Raw genomic sequence first — 22330 nt, 5'->3', positions numbered from 1 at the left:
GTTAAATTAGAAGCTGTATTGTGCACCTAAGTAAACGAAGCGACCGCGACCACCGCCGTATTGGCTATAGTAGTTACCACGTCCACTTGGCGTGAAGCGACCATAATTATTTGCTAGGTTGTTCACACCACCGTATACACGTACTTCCGAACCACCTAAATCCAGCTTATATGATACTGATAGATCGTGACGAACATACGAACCATAATCTTGGAAAGCAAGTGCTTCTGGATTAGCAATACATGAGTCAGCTTGATTTGAGCACGCCTCTGTATTTGCTAGTAACGCTTCTTGGTAATCCTCTTCGAGAGACTGGCTCATTTTGAACTCACCAAGGTACTTCGTACTCCAACGAACACGTAAGTCATTATAGCGCCAAGTTAGTGATGCTGAGCCTTTTTTGTCTGGTGAACCGAAGCCAGCATAATGGTCAGTTACAATACCTGCTGACGTTTCATTAGTTAAAGCATTTTCAATAACTTGGGTGTAATCTGCTTTAAATGATAGTGAGCCAAAATCATTCAAATCAAACTTATAAGCTGCTGAGAAATCAACACCGCGAGAAGTTAACTCATTGAGGTTATATTCACGTTGTACAATTTTCTGAATTTGACCTTCAGAGTCTCGACTTACATCGTTACAATAGGTATTGTCGCCGCCCCAAGGAATGCTTGAGTCGTAGCAAAGCTCTAAAATACGCTCATTACTTAATACTGAAATTACGTCTTCAACGGTAATGTCGTAGTAATCAGCTGCCAAGCGAACGCCACCTAAAAACTCAGGGCTCAGTGTTAAACCATAAGTAATAGTTGTCGCACTTTCTTCTTTTAATTGGTCGTTACCCACGTTTGGTGAATAACCACTATTTTCATCTTCAAATTCAAAATCAGGGTTTTCAGCTAACTGTGCTGCAATAGTAGGTTCTTGACGACATGCATCGTGACCTGGTGCAGTTGATGTTGCTGTTAATCCCTCACAGATATCGTCAAACGAGTCATAGTCACCACGTTCAGGTGAAAGCAATTCTGTAATTGAAGGAGCGCGTTGAGCTGTTGCCCAATTTGCGCGCAACATATAACCATCGAACGGCTCATAGATTAAGCCAACTTTATAACTTTGTACTAACCCTGTGTTTGACCAGCTGTAATCAGCAAAACGAGCTGATACATCTGCAGATAGGTTTTTAGCTGCAAATTGGTCACGTAAAAGCGGTACAGAGAATTCTGCAAATGCTTCTCGCACATCAACACTGCCTTTAAACGCAGGTACAACGTTCCAAGTAATACCGCCGCGCTTCATTGCTGCGTCAGTTTTCATTTCTTGGGTGTCTTTTCTATATTCTGCCCCAAATACTGCAGAAACAGCGCCGGCAGGTAACTCAAACAAATCACCCGTAATATAACCCATGGCATTCATTTGCTCGTTGTAGTTATCAAGCGTTGGGTTTACGCGAATGTAGTCTGCCATTTCTGGGGTAATTGAACCTTCACCAAATAGATTCAGTGCAACACATCCATCAGCGCGTGCGTCTGGGTTTTTACATTGAATTGTGCCGTCAGCAAGTTGCTCTGCATTTAACGCTTCTTTTACTTTGAAGATATCAAGTTCATTTAAGCGTACTTGGTTTTGGTGAAATTTACCGTAACCTACCGAAATATCCCATTCCCATTCGCCATTAAACGCATAGCCTTGTAAGCCAGCCCAAGTACGAATAGTTTCACGGGTATTATCGGTTGATACCGGGCCAACTTCAGCAAAGCGGCGGTCCCAATAAATACGGTCGCGATACGGGTTGCTATCAAGAATTTCTTGCGGCACATAAGGGTTATCAATTGGAATATAACCAGGGCTTACAAAGCCCGCTGGGTCGCCTGTTTCAGGATCTAGTACTGAAACGGCTGCGCCTTCGTAGTCATCTTCTGGTGATTTTAGATTGAACGTTTCGCTGCGGCTGTAATGAACTTGCGCATAGGCTTTTGTTTCATCTGTAATTTCAAAATCTACTTTAACTGCCGCCGATAAGTTATCTTGTGGTACTTTTAGTTGAACGTATTGCTGTGTATTTAAACCATAGATTTCTTCATTGCCTTTCCAGTCATCACGTAATGTTTGACCGTCGTACCAAAATTGTTTGTCGTTACGGCTGTTTTCTAAGAAAACACCACCTAATGTACCATCACTTTTGCTTACCCAATCAGCTTGTGTAATATCGCGCATACACTCACGACCGTCAGCAGTTAGCATGGTGTTACACATTTCATCGAAGTCGTATAAATATGAATCTTCTACTTGTGCACGTTTACGGTCATAGAACGATAAACCAAAATCACGGTCGTAAGATGAACTAAAGAATACGTAGCCTTTTTCATTGGCAAATGTGCTGCCATGATCAAAATCGAATGACAATTCTTCTGCGCCACCATCAGTAGATTGACCTGATTTTACAGAGAATGAGGTACCAACTTTGTCTTTTTCGGTAATGATGTTAACAACACCCGCAATCGCATCCGAACCATATGTTGCTGAAGCACCACCAGTAATTACCTCAACTCGCTCAACCATGCTACTTGGTATGGTGCTCAAACTAACGTAATTACCATTATAACTGTTTGAAACTACTCGGCGTCCATCGATCAAGGTTAGTGTACGGTCGGTACCAAGATCACGTAAGTCAATGGTTGATAAACCTGTTCCTGTTACGCTTGATTGAGTCGTAGTATTACTTAATGTGGCGTTAATCGCTGGCATATTCTCAACAAGAATTTCAGCTAAGCTACCAAGACCTGTGTCTTCAATTGCTGCTTTATCCATTGTTACCAATGGTGTTGCAACTGAAAAGCTATCACGTTTAATACGTGAACCAGTAACGGTAATTTTTTCTGGTGCGTCTTTTTCGCTGGTTTGTTGTGGCACATTATTTGATTGTGCAACAGCTTGACGCTCTACCTCTGCATCAGCCCATGCATTGCCAGAGATAGCAAATGCAATTGCTGCTGCAATTGAGCATTTTTTAGTATTAATTCCCACGTTGATTTCCCCTTGAGGATTTGTTCGCCCTGTTTGCCAGAGCAATCATTTTAGTTATTGTAAAATTTGACTAGTAACAGCATATCGTTGCTGTTAACTGTGATGCTGCTGTTACTAGTCAGCTCAAAACATTTGCGCTACATAAATGATTTGAGTGGGCCAAGGAGGCTTATCATGGTTTTAAAACAGCGGTTATCTGAGCTCAATACTCAGGCTCTCTATTCTTCCACTTTTTAATGTCTATTTAATATCTATTTGAATATTTTCTATTTATAACAGATGGTTAGTTTTATTTTTGTGGTGTGTAATTGATTTGGAAACAGACATAAAATATGCAGTTAGACGCAATAATTTTGCAACTAAACAGTATTTTTAGGTAAGCTTGAATGCATAAAAACGAAGATTAAATCGATAATGAATAGCGCTGCGCCATATTTTTTAGGTCGGGTAGAAGTTAACCCGTTAGAACACACTTTAGTGCGTGATGAACGAATCATTTCATTGCAACCAAAGTTTATAGAGTTACTTTGCTATTTGGCAGAGCAACAGCCTGAGCTATTGACGCGTCAGCAAATTATTGATCATGTGTGGGATGGTAATAATTACGTTGGTGAAAAAGCGCTTACCAATGCGATTTGGCACCTGCGAAAAGCACTAAAAGAGCTCGATAGCGAACAAGAGTTTATTGAAACAGTGCGAAAGTCAGGTTATCGACTGCTGGTAGCGCCAGTATTTGCTGAGCAGCAAGATACTGTTTTTCTGCAAATATCTTCTCGCAATATTAAGCAGCTAGGCTTATTTATTGGTTTTGTACTGAGTATCGTTTTTGCGTGGCTACTTTGGCCTGAACCACAACAAAAAGTGTATCAACAACCTGAGTTGATAACTCAGTATCCCGGGCGAGAGCTATTTCCTAGCGTATCAAATGATGGCCGCTACCTGGTTTATTCTTGGCGACAAATGGACCGAAAAATAGACCTTTATCGTAAAGACCTACAACAGCCAGATCTTAAACACACAAAAATAACACATACTCCCGGCAGTGAGTCTCGCTCAGTATGGGCCCATGATGATTCAAAACTCTATTATTACCGAAGACTAAGCTCACGCTGCGAAGTACTAAGCGTCAATATGAGTGATTTTGCTATTGAAAAACATGGCGAATGTTCAAATTCATCAAATGATGTGGCGGTATCGCCAGATGGTAAATTGCTCGCTTATGTGGGTGTTGACCCTGAAAACACCACGCGTGGTGTGTACATTAAACAACTTGATTTAAATGAGCCCGCAAGACGTATTCGTTGTAACAATTGTGAATCGGGGGAAAGCGAAGCAATTGATTTTAGCCCCGATAGCACGCGATTAGCTATCTCGCGTAATTTGGCAAATGGTAACGAAGATATTTTTATCTACGATCTAGAAACTAAAACAGAGCAGCGAGTAGTGACCGGGCTCCCTGATATTCGTGGTTTAGCATGGCAACCTGGTGCTGAGAAAATTGTATTTTCAGCCATAATGCATGGCAACCGCCATGGGTTTGAGTTGGACTTAACTGGCAAACAAAAAACCAATTTAAATGTTGAAGGGTTTAGCTATCCGGCATTTGATAGAGCAGGTAACCTTTATTATCACGATTGGAAAATAGATACCTCAATTATGCGTTTGGAGCTTGATAGTGATGTTGCTGCGTCTCCATTTCCGCTAATTCAATCTGAGTTCGATTTTCGTTATCCCGATTACTCTCAAGCTGCAGACAAGTTAGCGTTTATTTCTAATGAGTCAGGTTTTGATGAAGTGTGGACATCAAGTCTTGATGGTACCCAGCGCAAGCAGTTAACTCAGTTAAAATTTCATGCTCGTAATCCTATTTGGTCACCCGACGGTAAGAAAATCGCATTTACCGCAAACAATGGTCAAGAAAGCCGGTTGTATGTACTTGATGCGCTAACCAGTCAGCTAAAGCAAATCAAAACAGAGCTTAATTATTATGGTAAAGCACGTTGGTCGCAAGATGGTAGCGCGCTGTATTCGGCATCGGTTGGGGACATCTATCGCATTGAAATTGAGTCTGGTATTGCGACACGAATTACTCGCGGGGCGCATGCAATAGAAGTAAAAGAAAATCAATTGATTGTTTACAAAGAAGGTAAAGGATTATGGCAGGTATCAATTAACGGCGAATTAATTGACGAACAGCCATTGATTAAGAATTTAAAGTTGGCAAATAGCACAGGTTGGCATGTTACTGAACAAGGGATTTATTACTTTAAAGTGCGTGGCCATGATTATCGTTTAAGTTTTTATGACTTTGCTAGTAATCAAGACAAAGACGTATTGCGTGTGCCTGAGCGTGCATTCTCGCGCTCGCGCGGCATGAGTTTTGTGCCAACTAAACAGTGGTTGTTGTTTACAGGTTATGAATCGCCGCAAGTCGATATCAAACGAATGCGCAAAGACTATGATTAAAAGAAAAGGGGCCTAAGCCCCTTTTTTGTCTATTTTTAGAAGCGGTACATCAAGCCTAAATTAAACTGGAATTGGTTTAGTACCTCACCATCAAAATACCAATCACATTGTGTGCCGTTTGGGTCGATTTGGCATACGGTGGTTGAATCATTTTTTAAAATAGTGGCTAACCAACGGGCTTCTCCTAATGCAATGATGTTGTCGGTAATTTTATACTCTAAGCCGCCATATAAACCGGTGGCAAAAAAGCTATCTGAATCGGAAAAGTTAGATGAAATATGATTAACACCCAATTGCGCACCAAGGTAACTTGAAAGCTGTTTATTAACAGGTAAAACAACTGCGCTTTGAAATAATAAATAATTTAGGTCTAGCTCATAGTTAGCTGCATTTCGCTGACTGCTCGACATGCGCGAGTAATATAAACCGTATTTAGAAATACCATCATGTTTATCAAGGCTAAAGCCAAAGTTAGCATCGTCTTTAATGTCTATCTTTGTGCCGTTTTCTGTTTCTAATTCTTGGCTTAACAATTGGCCATAATAACCTGCTATGGCAATGTCGGCGGTGCTCGAAAAACTCAAAGCGAGCAAAATAGTGGCGAGTGAAAGCTTAGCGCGCATCTGATTTCCTATTCCTAAAAATACTCAACGTAATGAAGAGTATACGCTTTTGAATAAAATTTCAGCCTGTTTGTCGTAAAAGGTTTATTTTCGCGGTGAGGCTGGATTAATATGAATAACTAGGTTTTAAAACGTTGTACGCTATGATTTCTGGATTCAAAAATACACTACTCAATATTATTAAAACCCAACCTGTGGTGGATCAGCACAGCGAAGCATGGATCTTGGATACATTTTTATGGGTATATCAAGAATTTGATGGTGATGTGCTGTTAAACGATATGCGTTTTGTTTTACCAAATGCTGAGTTTTTCCCCGAGCAGGTCAGTAGTATTGAGCAAATGGCCAGCTATGTTTTTACTCAGGTAAAACAGTATGCCGGTATGCAGGCTTGGCCTATTCAGCTGGTGGCGCCACATCAAATATCAGAACAAAGTTTTCCACGTTTAGAATTTGCCAATGTTAAACGCGGTGAAAGCGCAGAGCTGATCGCTGCAAGCGGTTCATTAAATATATCTTTCAATCCCAATCAAATAAATCAGCCGCAAGACTTAATCGCGTCTTTTTCACAATCGTTAGCGCATATCAATGTGTTGCAAAATCGAAGCTTGCCACCAGGCGGTCAGGAATTTGTGCCACAAGCGGTTGATTTGTTGTCGTGCTTTATGGGCTTTGGTGTGATGATGGCAAATACGGCGTATCAATTTCGTGGTGGCTGTGGTTCGTGTTACAACCCGTATGCCAATCGCAGTGCGACCTTGAATGAATCTGAGCTAATTTATATTTTGGCTTTGTTGTTAAAGGCCAAAAAATTACCGTTATCGCATATTTCATCGCACTTGAAGCCGCATCTACGTGCCATGTTAAAGCGTGCAAATAAACAATTAGAGAACACTATAGAGCAATCGGCAAATCCAATGCTGATCGCATTAACGGAGGTTAAGTGAACTATCTCGACGAATTTTTACTAATTGCAATTAGTCACTTTTTTGCAGTCGCAAGTCCAGGCCCTGATTTTGCGCTCGTGCTCAAGCAGAGCATTCAAAAGGGGCGAAACAATGCGCTTGTAACAAGCGCGGGCATCGCAACAGGGATTTTAGTGCATGTAAGTTATTGTGTGCTCGGTGTGGCGATTGTGATTTCGCAATCACCTACCGTGTTTGCAGCACTTAAATATTTGGCGGCGGCGTACTTAGCGTATATTGGTGTCATGGCGTTGCGAGCGAAGCCTGCAGATCAGCAAGCGCAGCAGGTACCAAGTAATACACAGGCCGAATCCATGGTTAAAGCGTTTAGCCGTGGTTTTTTAGTTAATGCACTTAATCCGAAAGCAACCTTGTTTTTCTTAAGTTTATTTACCTTGGTAATCAGTGTCGAAACACCGATTACAGTGCAAGTGGGCTATGGATTATATATGGCTGTTGCAACTTTAGTGTGGTTTAGCTTTTTATCCATTATTTTGAGTCGCTCAAAGGTGCGTGCGTTTTTCTTACGTGCGGGGCATTGGTTTGATCGCGGTATCGGCGTGGTGTTAATTGGTTTGGCAATTAGAGTGGTGTGGGTATGATTTATTACAACCTAGCGTATGGTTCCAATATGTCGCTCAACCGGCTATTAGCAAGGCTGCCTAATGCTACCCGTATTGGTGTATCTACTGTAACAGGATTTACCTTAACATTTGATAAGCAAGGGTTTGACGGCTCGGGTAAATGTAATGCGCTGAAAACCGATAATCACGATGATGTGTTATACGGTGTGCTGTATCAAATTAACAGTGATGAAAAAGCGATTCTTGATGAAATAGAAGGGCCGCGTTACGACAACCAGCAAATCGTTGTAACCAATGAATGTGGTAAGCAATTTAATGCATATTGCTATGTTGCCAATACGCTGTGCCAGCAACACTTACCGTATGACTGGTATTTAAAACATGTATTAACCGGAGCCTTAGAGGCAAAACTACCGCAGCAATACATCGACAATATTCGCGCGCAAGCAACACAAACAGATACCGATTCCGCGCGCGCAGAACGTGAATTTTCAATATATAAATAAGAACATTATGAAAAAATTAGTGAGTAAATTAACCCTAGCTCTTAGCGTAATCGCGTCGAGTCAGGTGTACGCGGCAATTGATAGTAAGCAGCTTGAACAGACCATTACACAGTCAATGACGCGCTTTGATGTACCGGGTATGGCGGTTGCTGTTGTAGAAAATGGTGAAGTGGTATTTTCTAAAGGGTTTGGTGTTAGACACTTAACCACAGGTGAAAAGGTAGATAAGCATACTTTATTTGGTATAGCGTCAAACACCAAAGCATTTACCGCTGCAGCCCTTGCAATGCTTGTTGACCAAGGCAAATTAAACTGGGATGACAAAGTAATTGATCACCTACCCGAGTTTCGTATGTACGACCCATATGCAACACGTGAAGCGACCATTCGCGATTTGTTAAGTCACCGTGCCGGACTAGGTTTAGGGGCGGGTGATTTAACCATTTGGCCAGATACCGACAAACCCGTGGAAGACGTAATTCATGGCATTCGCTATTTAAAGCCAGTTTCAAGCTTTCGCAGTAAGTATACCTATAACAACTTAATGTTTGTAACTGCCGGTGAAGTTGTTGCACGTGTATCGGGAAAATCGTGGCAAGAATTTATTGAGCAAGAAATGCTAGCCCCGCTTGGTATGCCGCTTTCAAAAGCGGGCTTTTCACGAATTCCAAAATCTAATAAAAATTGGGCAACCGGCCATATTCCGATGGACGGAAAACTACACCCATTCTTTGTTAATTATCTTGAAGATTTTAGAGGGGCAGGGGCAATTGCATCAAATGTTGATGAAATGGCTAATTGGCTAAAAACACAATTAGCGGGTGGTGAAATGCCATCTGGTAAGGTGCTGTTTACTGAAAAACAGCAAGCACAAATGTGGCATCCGCATATTACAAGCATGGCATCAAAAAATGCGTTTAATGACTATCGTCAACAATTTCGCGGTTACGGCTTAGGTTGGTCTATTGAAGACTATCAAGGCTATAAAAAAGTCGGCCATGGCGGCGGTATTTTAGGTATGGTGTCACAAGTTACGTTAGTGCCAGAGAAGCAATTAGGTATCGTTGTGTTGTCGAACCAACAAGCGTTTAGTGCTTTAAGTGCAATTACTCACGAAGTACTAGAAGATGCGCTTGATTTACCAAATAAAGATTGGGTTGAAGATCTTGCTAAAAAGCATTTTGAACGTAAAAAGAAAGCGTACGAAAAAGCGGAAGTAGAACAGCCAAAGCAGATTCAAAAAGCCTTACCATTGTCAGCGTATGCCACAAGGTACAACGATAATTGGTATGGCGATATTGTGATTGCAGAGCAAAATGGCAAGCTGACAATCGACTTTACCCATTCAGCACGTTTAAAAGGTACGCTAGAACACTTTAACGGTAATACCTTTATTGTACGTTGGCAGGAAAAACTACTTGAAGCTGATGCATTTATTGAGTTTGAAATGAGCCCAACAAATCAAGTGCGTAGCGCAAAAATGCACGCTGTAGCACCAAGCGTAACTGACTTCAGTTTTGATTTTCATAATCTGCACCTTACGCCAGTCAAAAGCGACAAGTCTTAACCGACCAAAGTAGCAAAGTCGGGATAACCTGACTTTGCTACACTGAGCCGCGACATAAGGTTTGGAGACCAGCATGCGCACCGCGATAATTTCACATACAGACTGTCGAAAGCATAAGATGATTGAAGACCACCCAGAGTGTGCTTCAAGGCTTGATGCAATCAATGATCGTATTTTAGCTGCTGGTATAGATATCGCTTTAACGCACTTAGATGCACCACTGGTTGAGCGCCAACAATTATTGATGGCACACAGCGAAAGCCTGATTAAATCTGTAGAAGATAAAATTCCAGAGCAAGGGTTGGTTGATCTTGATGGTGATACTTGGCTCTGTCCTGATAGTTTGCTTGCGGCAAAACGAGCAGCGGGCTCTGGTTTGTTAGCCGTTGATAAGATTTTAGCAGGTGAGTTAGATGCAGCATTTTGTGCAGTAAGACCGCCAGGTCATCATGCGACCAAAACAACCTCGTCTGGCTTTTGCATCTTTAATAATGTTGCGGTTGCGGTACGTTATGCTCAGCAACAGGGCATCAAGCGCATTGCGATACTTGATATTGATGTACACCACGGCAATGGCACACAAGATATTTTTATCGACGATATGGATGTGTTGTTTTGTTCTATTTTCCAGCATCCATTTTACCCTAATACCGCAATTGACAGTAATGAGCATGTGATTAATACCCCCATGACTGCCGGTATGGCGGGGGATGATTTTGAACGTGCACTTTTGGATACGTGGTTTCCAAAGTTAAAGCAGTTTGAGCCTGAGCTTATTTTTATCAGCGCAGGGTTTGATGCCCATTACGAAGATGATATGGGTGGCTTACAGCTTGTTGAAAGTGACTACGCTTGGTTTACCGAACAAGTGGTATCGTTATGTAAGCAAGTAAACTGCAAGGGGATTATTTCGATGCTGGAAGGCGGCTACAATAATTCAGCACTCGGACGTTCTGTTGCCACGCATGTTAAGGCGTTGGCTGAACTCTAATCTCTCAACTTATAGACCCTAGTTAGGTACACCTTTCTATTACGCAATCGCTGTATAATTTATAAAATTGGCGTTACTTGTTCTGTATCAAATTTAATCTCAGTAATTCCACGTAGAATCCCATTACCTGACAAAGTTTAATTGGTTTCTACTATGCCCCAATCAAGCAAAAAGTTGCGTGTTGAAGATGTTATGTCAACTGAGCTCCTGGTATGCGACCCCGAGCAAAGCCTCGCCAATTGTGCATGCCGCATGCGAAACGATAATGTAAGCTCTATTTTTGTTAAACACGATGGCAAGATCATTGGGGTGTGGACCGAAGGGGATTGCGCTAAAGTGGATTTTTCGGATCCAAGCATTTTTCATCAGCCAGTTAAAGCGCATATGACATCACCAGTTAAAACGGTTGATCATCTAACTCAGTTATCTGAAGTAACTGTTCTGTTCCATAGTTATGGTTTTCGTCATTTATTAGTGATGAAAGGTGGGGGCAGTGAACCTGTAGGTGTTATTAGTTTAAGTGATGTTGTGCGTAGTCAGGGTCTTGAGCATTATCTTCACTTTAAAACCATAGAAAGTAGCTACGTATCAGAAGTACCTATTGCGAGAAGTGATTTACCAATTGCCCAGATTAGCGAAATTATGCGTCAGCGCCATTCTAATTTTGTTTTATTGGATAATCCCGCGGTAGGTCAAACCGGCATTATTACAGAGCGCGACTTACTTACTATGCTTAGTCGTCAACAAGTTGACCAGCAAGCGTGGTATTATGCGAGCTGGCCTCTTTTAACGGTACATTATCAAACAAGCCTTTATAAGGCTTATCAAATTCTCAAGCTAAAGCAAATACGTCATCTAATTGTCGAAGATGACAATGGCAAAATACTGGGCGTATTAGCGCTTCGTAATATTCTCAGCGAAATTGAATCTGCGTATATGCAGGAGCTAGAAACGGTATTACATCAACGCGACAGAGCGTTGCAAAAGTCACAAAAGAACTTGTACTTAGCCGAGCAAATCATCAATGCATCGCCTGATGGCATTATGATTACGGATTCGCGCAACACCATTTTGCAAGTCAATCCAGCCTTCACCCAACTTACTGGTTACAGCGAGCAGGAAGTGCTCGGTCAAAAACCGTCAATGCTGAGCTCTGGCCGTCATGACAAAAACTTTTACGATAAAATGTGGGCGCAATTAAGGCAAAAAGGGGTGTGGCAAGGAGAGATTTACAATCGCAAGCGCAATGGTGAAACCTATTTAGAATGGCTAACAATTATCTGTATTCGCGAAAGCGATGAAGAAGAGGCGCTATACGCGGCAATTTTTAGTGATATTACCGAGCGAAAGCGCAATGAAAAACGCATTAAAACGCTCGCTTATTTTGATGAGTTAACTCACTTACCCAACCGCCGCTTGTTTAACGACCGCTTAGAGATGGCGTTGGCAACGGCACATCGCGATGACACAAAAATAGCGGTGATGTTTCTCGACCTCGATCATTTTAAGCAAGTTAATGACACATTAGGCCACAGCGCTGGTGACTTATTACTTAAACAAGTGGCAAAACGTTTACAAAGTTGCATGCATGAAGGCGATACGCTGGCGCGCTTAGGTGGTGATGAGTTCACTTTATTACTTACTGAAATTGATGAGGTGAAAAACATCCATCGCTGTGCCGCCAATTTAATTGAAGCATTAAAAGCGCCAATTCAAGTGGGTAATACGGAAATTGTGATCACTACCTCTATTGGTGGGGCGGTTTATCCCGACGATGGTGAAGACGCAGAAACGCTATTAAAGCATGCTGATATTGCCATGTATCGCTCAAAAGAAATTGGTCGCAACTCATTTCAACTGTATAAACCTGCGATGAATGCGCGCTCATTAGAGCGGATGGCAATTGAGAGCAAACTAAAGCATGCCCTAATCAATAATGAATTCAGTCTCTATTACCAACCTAAAATAGACAGTTTTACTCATCACGTAGTAGGCGCAGAAGCCTTATTGCGTTGGCATGATAATGAGTTAGGTTTTATCTCGCCTGCAAACTTTATCCCTTTAGCGGAAGAGCTAGGTTTAATTGTGGATATTGATATTTGGGTAATTAATGCTGCGTGTAAACAAATTCAAATTTGGCAAAAAAATGGCCTTTTTGATAAACGTATTTCCGTGAACGTATCGGCGCTTCACTTTACGCAAGGTGATTTGGCACAAACAGTGAAAAATGCACTGAGTATCTGGCAGGTGGATGGGCGTTTTCTTGAAATTGAAATAACCGAAAGTAGCTTTATTCGCTCGTTAGAAGACGCGAAAAAAGTGCTTAAAGCACTAAAAAAACTTGGTGTGAGCTTATCGTTGGATGACTTTGGTACAGGTTATTCGGCGCTGAGCTATTTAGCCCGTTTACCGATTGATACGTTAAAAATAGATGCCAGCTTTATTGCCAAAGTACCAGACGAATACGGTAATAGCCAAATAGTGAAAGCGATTGTGGCAATGGCACATAGTTTAGAATTAAACCTTGTCGCAGAAGGGGTGGAACAAGCCCATCAGCTGGCTTTTTTACAAGAACTAGATTGTCATGCAATTCAGGGGTATTTCTTTAGTAAACCGCTTACGGCACAGCAATTTGAGCTGTTTTGCGAGGCGCATCGCCCAGCAAAACAGCAAATGGATTTGAGTTCTAATAACTCACAGTAACTTCGTACGAGGTAAATTTTCGAATATTAATCACGCCAGTATCGAAGATTAGGTATTGGCCTTTAATGCCTTTTAATACGCCTGTTACTTCAGGGTTCTTGTCAAAATTAAACGAGCTAATTTTGCTTGGGAACTCTGATATAGGGAAATCCAGTTCAACTACCTCTTCGTCGAGTTCAGTGATGGCCGTTGCGCCAAAGAGTTCGCTTAATTCTGTTAGCTTTGGCCTAATTTGCTCGATAAGCGCTGCGCCTTGGCTCTTTAAGTCGATTACTTCGCCATTCCCTTTGAGCATATTGCGCCAATTGGTTTTATCGGCGATAAACTCAGCTAAAGCAACTTCTAATAAACCTGATTGATGACGTGTTGCCACTTTAAAAATAGGTAAAGCTTGAGTTGCACCTTGGTCAATCCAACGCGTTGGAATTTGCGTATGGCGCGTAATACCTACTTTAATCGCAGTCGTATTTGCAAGATACACATAGTGCGGGATCATGCAGTTTTCTTCGCCCCACTCTGGCTCGCGACAGGTGCCTTGGTCGAAGTGGCAGGTTTCTGGCTTCATAATACACATATCGCAACTAGCGAGTTTGCGCATACAAACAAAGCAATGGCCTTGTGAATAACTCTTTTTGGTTTTTTTGCCACAGTTACTGCAAAAGATATTACCGTTGTAGGTCAGGGTGATGGATTTGCCAATTAAGGCGTTTAAGTCAACGGTTTGATCGCCCACCGGTAATTGGTAACTGATCGGCGAAGTAAGACTGCTTTGCATTTTACGCAAAGTGCCGGTTATTGGTGTTGCTTGCATTTATAGCCCCTAATCAAGCAAAAAAGGCTATCGTATCAAAGCTCGCTGAGATTACCAATGCGAGATTGTTGCGTCAGCAGAAATGAGTTTAAAACTCTAAAGTTCATGGTTGGTGCAAGCAACTCACCTTGCATAAAGTCACATTGACACTGATTGACAATATCGGCAAATTCTTGGTTATCAACATCGATGGCGGTTACGGTTAAATCTAGCCCTTTGGCAACTTCAACCATTGCGCTAAGTAATAGGGTAAGTTTATGGCCTTGCATATTACCTTTGGTAAATAAGTGACCAATTCTGACGTCACTAAAGCCTGAGTCTGGCGCTTCGAACAAGCGGTCTAGGTCACCGTGGAAATTGTCTAAACCGAATTTGAAGCCTAAATCAGTGAGTTTTTGCAGTGTCTCTTTTAACTGGCTCATTTCACTGTTGATCGGTTGTTGGGTGTAGATCATGATATTTTCAGTATCAATATGCGTTACCTTTTCAGATAACCAACCTACAAAGCCGCTATGGTTTAGTTGACTAAGTGACAAGGTAAGCGACAACTGACAGTTTAAATGGCTGTCTTTTAATGTTGATATCGCATCAAACAGCTCTGAAAATAACCAGCGATTAAGGTGTACATTTAAACCGGTATCAATCGCGAGTTTTATAATTTCTTGTTGGCTAATTTCGCCAAACTCTTCATGCGGCCAAGCAAACTGGCAACTGACTGACACTAGTTTTTTATTTTTTACGTGATAGACCGGAGTGAAACTTAATGTTAGCTGTTTTTGTTCTATGGCGTTGTGTAACTCTGAGGCAAGATTGAATTGTTGCCCAATATCCGTGCCGCTTTCTTTTTTATAGTGTAATAGCGCAACGCCTTGCTGTTTTGCCTGAAACAGCGTTTGCCATGTTTTACGCAGCAATAAACCGCTACGTTGGTTGCTATAAATACTCGAACACGTGGCAATATGGCTGGATAAATTAAGCAAAATACCATCAATCATAAGCGATGACGGGATATGCGCTTGAATATTCTGTAAGTGTTTATTTAACGCTTCACGGTTAGTGCCATGGTTGAGCAGTAGCGCAAATACACCATCACGTAAATAAGCGAGCTTTACTGTGTTTAGGCCTTGCTCTTCAATGGTTAAAACACTGGAATGATTTTTTAAAATAGGTTGCAGCGAAGAACACACCTGATTAACTAAATCTTTCTTCGCTTTAGGGGCCATATAAGGGATAAACTGGCCAAAGTTTTTCAGCTCAATAAAGCAGGTAATAAAGTTGTGTTGCTGTTCAATCAACTGGGTGATTTTGTATTTGTACAGGGTTTCATTAGGCAGCTGCGAGCTCGAATCGTGAGTGGCTTTAAAGTAGCTTTCACGCTGTTGGTGTGAGAACTTATCAGCTAATGCCATTGCCATTAACAGTACTTCAAGCAGTACGCCAATTAAGAATGCATGACGAGTTAAGAAGGTGTGTTCGAGCACGCCTACTAAAACAAGAGGCTGCATTGCACCGCTAATAATGAGTGGTAACCAAGAAAAGAAGTAGTACTTTGCCCACACAAAGTCGGTAAGCAAGCGGTTAAATACGATAAGTACGATAGTGATATAAAGCGGTACCATACATACAAAAAATACCGGTGCGGCTTGGTATTCAGGTAATACTAAGCTGGCTAGTGCGCCAAGACATAAAATAACTAAGGTGCCACGGATCAGTGTATTGAGTTTTGTTTTAATGGTGGCATAGCGTAAAAACAACGAGCCGAAAATCAACGCGCAGATAGCCACACTAAAGTTGCTGGTTACCACGTATTTTTGCAATAGATATTGCATAGAAGTCGGCCAAATATAATAGCCAAACCCTAACACCGAGCCCATCATCATCAAGGTAGAAATGATATAGCCAATATACGCGAGATAAACACTGTCGCGAATACTGATAAACAAAATTAGGTTATACAGCGCAATCATTACGGCTACGCCGATAAATAGCCCCCAGATCAAATAGCTAAACTTTCGTACGCTTTGAAAATTATCTACTTGATAGATGTAAATGGGGGTTTTGCTAATTCCGCTGGTTTTAATACGCGCCAAAACGCTGGTATTGCCTTTCGCTGCAAGGGAAAATTCAAGGTGTGGGAATGCTTGCTGGTGAATATTTAAATTGGCAACTGTATCACCTAGTTGCTTATGATTTATGACCCGATTATTTTCATCAAGTTGCCAAACCTCAAGTTGGTCAAGCATTGGGTTGTCAAAATGTGCAGTGAGGATCTCTGTTGCATCGGTACGATTGGTTACTGCTACTTTTACCCAGTAACTCTGCGTGCCAAATTGCCACGGAATATCGGCAATTTCTGAATTTTGAAATTTTTGTTTTAAGGCATCATCAAGCGTGGCGTTGCTCTGCTCATCAATCCAATACGATGAGTTTAAATAAATCGCATGGGTACGCTCAATTGAGTTGGTTGTTGGGTCGCCAATATTAAAAAGTAATGAGCCTATTACTAAGGATAAAGCCATAAATAGCAAACATGCTATAAACAAAAAAATAGGCTTTAACTGATTCATGGGCTTCCTTGATATTTAAGGCTTTTTAAAGGTTAGATGAATTTTAATTAAATAGGTAGCGAATAATACCAATTTAGCGTGACTGTTGTGTGCTTTTAAGACAAAAAAAATCAACCTACTCAGTGTAGGTTGATTTTTTAAACTCGTGAATAGCGGCTATTAGCTGTTATTTTCGCGAGCAATAGCGCGGTAAGCGATATCGGTACGGAACTCAACACCTTGCCAGTTAATTTCATCAACCAGTTTATAAGCGTTTTGCTGCGCTTCTGTTACTGTGTTACCAAGTGCTGTGGCACATAATACGCGACCACCTGCAGTAACAACATTGTCGCCATCTTGTTTCGTGCCTGCGTGGAATACTTTTGTACCTTCTGCATAATCAACACGTAAACCAGAGATAGCGTCGCCTTTCGGGTAAGAGCCAGGGTAGCCAGCGGCTGCTAGTACTACACCTACAGCTGCGCGAGAATCAAACTGAATGTCAGTTTTATCAAGTTCAACACGGTTAGCAGCTTCAATCAATTCAACTAAGTCTGATTGTAAACGAAGCATAATAGGCTGTGTTTCAGGATCGCCAAAACGACAGTTATATTCAATTACTTTAGGCGTGCCATCCGCAGTAATCATTAAACCTGCGTATAAGAAACCAGTGTAAGGGTGGCCTTCATCACTCATACCTTTAACAGTAGGGTAGATTACTTCGTCCATAATACGCTGGTGGATTTCAGCGGTAACAACTGGTGCTGGTGAATATGCACCCATGCCGCCAGTATTTGGGCCTTTGTCTTCGTTATAAGCGCGCTTATGATCTTGAGAGGTAGCAAACGGAAGTACGTTTTCGCCATCTACCATTACGATAAATGATGCTTCTTCACCTTCTAAGAATTCTTCAATTACTACGCGGCTACCTGCATCGCCAAACGCATTGCCTGCAAGCATATCGCGAATTGCATCTTCAGCTTCTTGCTCAGTCATGGCAACGATTACACCTTTACCAGCTGCTAAGCCGTCGGCTTTAACAACAATTGGCGCGCCTTTTTCTTTTAGGTATGCAAGTGCTGGTTCGATTTGTTCAAACGTTTGATAATCCGCTGTTGGGATTTTATGGCGTGCTAAGAAATCTTTAGTGAAAGACTTAGAACCTTCAAGCTGTGCAGCTGCGGCTGTTGGGCCGAAAATCGCAAGACCTTCTTCACGGAACTTATCAACCACACCAATTACAAGCGGTGCTTCTGGGCCAACAATGGTCAGTTCAACATTGTTCTCTTTAGCAAATGCCACAAGTGCATCAATGTCTTCTACGCCAATTGCGATGTTCTCAAGCTTAGGCTCAAGCGCTGTACCTGCGTTACCTGGAGCTACAAATACCGTGTTTACTTTCGCTGACTGCGCCGCTTTAAACGCAAGAGCGTGTTCGCGACCACCACTACCAATTACTAATACGTTCATTGGACTATCCTACCTATTGAGGTTTTCTAAACTTTAATGTCATACGATCACTTTCACCAATTGCTTGGTACTTGGCGATATCTTTTTCGCCCAAGGCTAAGCGTGGTGGTAAGGTCCAAACACCTTTTTCGTGATCGGCTGTATCTAATGGATTGGCGTTAACTTCACTTACGGCTTCTAAAACAAACCCTGCTTTTTCGGCATACTCAATAACCCAGCTTTGTTTTACATAACCAGAACGCTTGGCTTTTGCGCTATCGCGGTTTTCTGGTAGGCGATGATCAACAACGCCAAGAATGCCGCCTGGTTTTAATGCGCTGTAAAATGCTTTAAAGGCTTCGTTAATGCCTTCAATGTCTTTTTGCATATACCAGTTATGTAAATTGCGAAAGGTCAGTACCATATCAGCGCTTTCGGCAGGCGCAATGTTATGGTGGGTGCCAGGATAAAACTCAGAAAGTGTAACGTTTTCATATACATCATCGCTTGCTAATTTATCTTGGAATTGATTAAGCGAGCGTTGATAGTATTTTACTTCTGAATCGGAAGGAAAATGAGCTGCGAAATACTGACCATTTTGCTGTAATACTGGCGCCAGTATTTCAGTATACCAACCGCCACCAGGCCATACTTCAACAACGGTCATCTCTGGCTGTAGGCCAAAAAATTCCAATGTTTCTTTTGGGTGACGGTATTGATCGCGCGCTTTATTATCGTTTGAACGATTTTCAGCAGTCGCAGTTTTGGTAAGTAATGTATCGATATCGGTCGATGCACATCCAGCTAAAGTAAGCGACAGGGCAGTTACTAAGGCTTTTACTGTGAATTTCATTTTCTTCCTAGTTTTTATTTTTATTAAGCAACATTAAGTAAAATTAACAGCTTAGTGCAAGCGAGAAAAGTGCTTGCACTAATAAGTTTGCAAGTAAATATTAATGGCGGAAATGACGCATGCCAGTAAATACCATTGCCATGCCGTGCTCATCTGCAGCAGCGATAACTTCTTCATCGCGCATTGAACCACCTGGCTGAATTACCGCAGTAATACCCGCTTCAGCAGCCGCGTCGATACCGTCACGGAATGGGAAGAAAGCGTCAGATGCCATTACAGAACCTGCTACTTCTAGGTTTTCATCGGCAGCTTTAATGCCCGCAATTTTTGCAGAGTAAACGCGGCTCATTTGGCCTGCGCCTACACCAATTGTCATGCTGTCTTTTGCATATACAATTGCATTTGATTTAACAAATTTAGCCACTTTCCAGCAGAACATTAAGTCTTTTAATTCTTGCTCAGTAGGCTGTTTTTTAGATACTACGCGTAGGTCGCCCATATCAACCATGCCTTGGTCACGGTCTTGTACTAAGATACCGCCGTTAACACGTTTGATATCAACGCCCGTTGTTTTGTTTGACCACTGGCCGCACTCAAGTAAACGTACGTTTTGTTTTGCTGACACAATTTGTGCCGCTGCATCTGATACGCTTGGTGCAATGATAACTTCAACAAACTGGCGTGACACGATTGCTTCTGCTGTATCAGCATCTAGTTCACGGTTAAATGCAATGATGCCACCAAACGCTGACGTCGGATCAGTTTTGAAAGCGCGGTCGTATGCGTCAAGTAGGTTGTCGCCAATTGACACACCACACGGGTTAGCGTGCTTAACGATTACACATGCTGGCGCGTCAAATTCTTTAACACACTCAAGTGCTGCGTCTGTGTCTGCAATGTTATTGTACGAAAGCGCTTTGCCTTGTAACTGTTTTGCCGTCGCAACTGATGCTTCTTCAATGTCGTTTTCAACATAGAATGCAGCATCTTGGTGCGAGTTTTCACCGTAACGCATATCTTGCTTTTTAGTGAATTGGAAGTTGATAGTGCGTGGGAACTTAGACTCTTCAGTTTCCGCAGCATTTTCGCTGTAATCTGGTACTTGCGTACCGAAATAGTTCGCGATCATGCCATCGTACTGTGCAGTATGCTCAAATGCAGCAATTGCTAGGTCAAAACGTGTTTCATACGTTGTTGCACCGTTGTTTGCATTCATTTCAGCGATAACGCGGTCGTAATCGCCGGCATTTACAATAATGGTTACGTCTTTATTGTTTTTAGCCGCAGCGCGTACCATTGTTGGGCCGCCGATATCGATGTTTTCGATAGCGTCTTCAAGTGAACAGCCTTCTTTTGCAACGGTTTGTGCGAATGGGTAAAGGTTAACAACTACCATGTCGATTGCAGAAATATTATTTGCTTCCATTACACCTTCGTCAGTACCGCGACGCGCTAAAATGCCGCCGTGAATTTTTGGGTGTAATGTTTTAACACGACCATCCATGATCTCAGGGTGACCTGTGTGGTCTGAAACTTCTGTTACTGCGATGCCGTTGTCTGCAAGTAGCTTACATGTACCGCCAGTTGAAAGAAGTTCAACGCCTTTCTCAGAAAGCGCGCGAGCAAATTCTACAATACCGGTTTTGTCTGAAACGCTTAATAAAGCGCGACGAATTGGACGTAATGTATCCATGGTAGTTTTGATTACCTCAAAATTTGATTGATAGTGCGAGAAAACACTTAATTTAAACGAATATTTTAACTTACTTTTGCTTATAACTCGACGACCATTTGTCGCTTTTATAAACAAGACCTGTAGCGCTGGTCTTTACCTAAATTAAATTTGAACGTGAATTTAATTTAGTGTGTTTTTCGGGGTTAGAAAAACAAAAAAGCACCCGAGGATTCCCAAGGGTGCTTTTTATTGCACCGTAAGGTGCTAATTAGTTCATACCGTACTTTTTAAGCTTCTTACGAAGAGTACCACGGTTGATACCTAGTAAGATTGCTGCGCGAGTTTGGTTACCGCGAGTATATGTCATTACTTCTTCAAGTAACGGCGCTTCAAGTTCTGAAAGAACTAGCTCGTAAACATCTTGTACATCTTGACCATTAAGTTGCTTTAAGTAGTTGTGCACTGCTTTTTTACAAGCGTCGCGTAATGGTTGTGGTTTCTCTTGAGACTGAACATGTGCGTTAGTAATAAATGGAGAAGTCACGTTTTGTTCGAACATCGTCTTTCTTACTCTTTGTTAATTATCTGCTAGTGTTTCAAAGTACTTTTCTAACGTATCGATTTGCTCTTGCTGAGAGTCGATAGCATTAAATACTCGCCTAAATTGACCTTCACGGTCATGAGCCTGCAAATACCATGAGACATGCTTACGCGCAATTCGCACACCCATTACATCACCATAAAATGCGTGAAGATTTACTAAGTGTTCCATAAGAATACTTTGTACCTCGTCCATTGCTGGCTCCGGTAGTAATTCTCCAGTGGTGAGATAATGGTTTATCTCCCTAAAAATCCAAGGGCGACCTTGTGCTGCACGGCCTATCATCAAAGCATCTGCGCCCGTATATTCCAAAACCTGTTTCGCTTTTTGTGGTGATGTAATGTCACCATTAGCAACCACCGGAATGGAGACTGAACTTTTAATGTCCTTAATTGTTTGATATTCAGCTTCACCCTTGTACATACAAGAGCGTGTGCGGCCATGAACCGCCAATGACTGAATACCATTTTGTTCAGCGATGCGCGCAATCTCTACACCATTTCGATTGTCAGTATCCCATCCTGTTCGGATTTTTAAGGTAACAGGTACATCTACTGCATTAACTACAGCTTTAACGATATCTGTGACCAGTTCGGGGTACTGCAAAAGGGCAGAGCCTGCGAGCTTTTTATTCACTTTTTTTGCTGGACAACCCATATTGATATCCACAATTTGTGCGCCGTTTTTGACATTAAACTGAGCAGCTTCCGCCATCAGTTGTGGGTCAGCGCCGGCAATTTGCACACTGCGAATACCAGACTCACCGGAATGATCCATGCGAGACATTGATTTTTCGGTTTTCCAAACCTTAGGATTGGATGACAACATTTCAGATACAGCAAGACCAGCTCCGAGTCGACGACAAAGCTGTCTAAACGGTCTATCTGTTACTCCTGCCATAGGAGCAACCATTAGGTTATTTTCTAACTGATAAGGGCCTATCTGCACAATAAATCTGGGTCA

At 41.9% G+C, this 22330-nt stretch carries 16 protein-coding genes; 7 read left to right on the top strand and 9 right to left on the bottom strand.

Translation table 11 applies throughout. From position 1 onward, the window contains the following. Positions 1-6 precede the first annotated feature (6 nt). Entirely contained in the window at positions 7-3027 is a 3021-nt protein-coding gene (locus AC2IOM_RS02035) for a TonB-dependent receptor domain-containing protein (RefSeq protein WP_486358961.1), read from the bottom strand. A 414-nt stretch (positions 3028-3441) separates the two neighbouring features. Here AC2IOM_RS02035 and AC2IOM_RS02030 point away from each other — a divergent pair, with 414 nt between their 5' ends. Next, positions 3442-5493 carry a winged helix-turn-helix domain-containing protein gene (locus AC2IOM_RS02030; RefSeq protein ID WP_486358960.1) on the top strand — a complete coding sequence of 684 codons (2052 nt, stop codon included), beginning with the start codon at positions 3442-3444 and terminating at the stop codon, positions 5491-5493. 35 nt (positions 5494-5528) lie between these two features. On the opposite strand, the gene AC2IOM_RS02025 is transcribed toward AC2IOM_RS02030, so the two are convergent. Continuing rightward, positions 5529-6116, bottom strand: a complete 588-nt coding sequence (locus AC2IOM_RS02025) for an outer membrane beta-barrel protein (protein WP_486358959.1) — start codon at positions 6114-6116, stop codon at positions 5529-5531. Between the two features lie 143 nt (positions 6117-6259). On the opposite strand from AC2IOM_RS02025, the gene AC2IOM_RS02020 reads away from it, so the two are divergent. The 6 genes from AC2IOM_RS02020 to AC2IOM_RS01995 all read left to right on the top strand — a co-directional run bounded on the left by AC2IOM_RS02020 (position 6260) and on the right by AC2IOM_RS01995 (position 13432). After that, positions 6260-7063, top strand: a complete 804-nt coding sequence (locus tag AC2IOM_RS02020) for a hypothetical protein (RefSeq protein ID WP_486358958.1) — start codon at positions 6260-6262, stop codon at positions 7061-7063. Beyond that, positions 7060-7683, top strand: a complete 624-nt coding sequence (locus AC2IOM_RS02015) for a LysE family transporter (protein WP_486358957.1) — start codon at positions 7060-7062, stop codon at positions 7681-7683. The genes AC2IOM_RS02020 and AC2IOM_RS02015 overlap by 4 nt, the downstream gene beginning before the upstream one ends. Beyond that, positions 7680-8171, top strand: coding sequence for a gamma-glutamylcyclotransferase family protein (locus AC2IOM_RS02010; protein WP_010561039.1), 492 nt, complete (start codon positions 7680-7682; stop codon positions 8169-8171). Before AC2IOM_RS02015 ends, AC2IOM_RS02010 begins: the two co-directional genes overlap by 4 nt. Positions 8172-8178: 7 nt before the next feature. Continuing rightward, positions 8179-9738, top strand: a complete 1560-nt coding sequence (locus AC2IOM_RS02005) for a serine hydrolase (RefSeq protein WP_486358956.1) — start codon at positions 8179-8181, stop codon at positions 9736-9738. 73 nt (positions 9739-9811) lie between these two features. Further along, on the top strand, positions 9812-10729 hold the full coding sequence (locus AC2IOM_RS02000) for a histone deacetylase family protein (RefSeq protein WP_010561037.1): 918 nt from the start codon (positions 9812-9814) through the stop codon (positions 10727-10729). A 153-nt stretch (positions 10730-10882) separates the two neighbouring features. After that, the gene (locus AC2IOM_RS01995) at positions 10883-13432 is read left to right on the top strand and encodes an EAL domain-containing protein (RefSeq protein ID WP_486358955.1); all 2550 of its coding nucleotides are present in this window, start codon (positions 10883-10885) and stop codon (positions 13430-13432) included. On the opposite strand, the gene AC2IOM_RS01990 is transcribed toward AC2IOM_RS01995, so the two are convergent. The 7 genes from AC2IOM_RS01990 to dusB all read right to left on the bottom strand — a co-directional run bounded on the left by AC2IOM_RS01990 (position 13416) and on the right by dusB (position 22315). Next, a complete protein-coding gene (locus tag AC2IOM_RS01990) occupies positions 13416-14228 on the bottom strand; it encodes a DUF2797 domain-containing protein (RefSeq protein WP_486359569.1) in 813 nt (270 codons plus the stop codon). The two genes, AC2IOM_RS01995 and AC2IOM_RS01990, sit on opposite strands and share 17 nt — an antisense overlap. Before the next feature lie 50 nt (positions 14229-14278). Then, positions 14279-16762 (bottom strand): EAL domain-containing protein, encoded by a 2484-nt coding sequence (locus tag AC2IOM_RS01985; protein ID WP_486358954.1) that lies wholly within the window; start codon positions 16760-16762, stop codon positions 14279-14281. Between the two features lie 207 nt (positions 16763-16969). Further along, positions 16970-18259: a phosphoribosylamine--glycine ligase gene (gene purD, locus AC2IOM_RS01980; protein ID WP_100912654.1), complete on the bottom strand. Its 1290-nt coding sequence runs from the start codon at positions 18257-18259 to the stop codon at positions 16970-16972. Between the two features lie 13 nt (positions 18260-18272). Then, positions 18273-19091, bottom strand: a complete 819-nt coding sequence (locus AC2IOM_RS01975; RefSeq protein WP_054979108.1) for a class I SAM-dependent methyltransferase — start codon at positions 19089-19091, stop codon at positions 18273-18275. A 100-nt stretch (positions 19092-19191) separates the two neighbouring features. Beyond that, positions 19192-20784: a bifunctional phosphoribosylaminoimidazolecarboxamide formyltransferase/IMP cyclohydrolase gene (gene purH / locus AC2IOM_RS01970; RefSeq protein WP_486358953.1), complete on the bottom strand. Its 1593-nt coding sequence runs from the start codon at positions 20782-20784 to the stop codon at positions 19192-19194. A gap of 250 nt (positions 20785-21034) precedes the next feature. Continuing rightward, on the bottom strand, positions 21035-21325 hold the full coding sequence (fis, locus tag AC2IOM_RS01965; RefSeq protein ID WP_010561030.1) for a DNA-binding transcriptional regulator Fis: 291 nt from the start codon (positions 21323-21325) through the stop codon (positions 21035-21037). Positions 21326-21343: 18 nt separating this feature from the next. Continuing rightward, complete coding sequence (gene dusB / locus AC2IOM_RS01960) at positions 21344-22315, bottom strand: tRNA dihydrouridine synthase DusB (protein ID WP_021033041.1); 972 nt, start codon at positions 22313-22315, stop codon at positions 21344-21346. Positions 22316-22330 lie beyond the last annotated feature (15 nt).

Source organism: Pseudoalteromonas sp. NS-SX12, from assembly GCF_057367955.1.
This window is presented reverse-complemented; position numbering and strand designations above follow the sequence as displayed.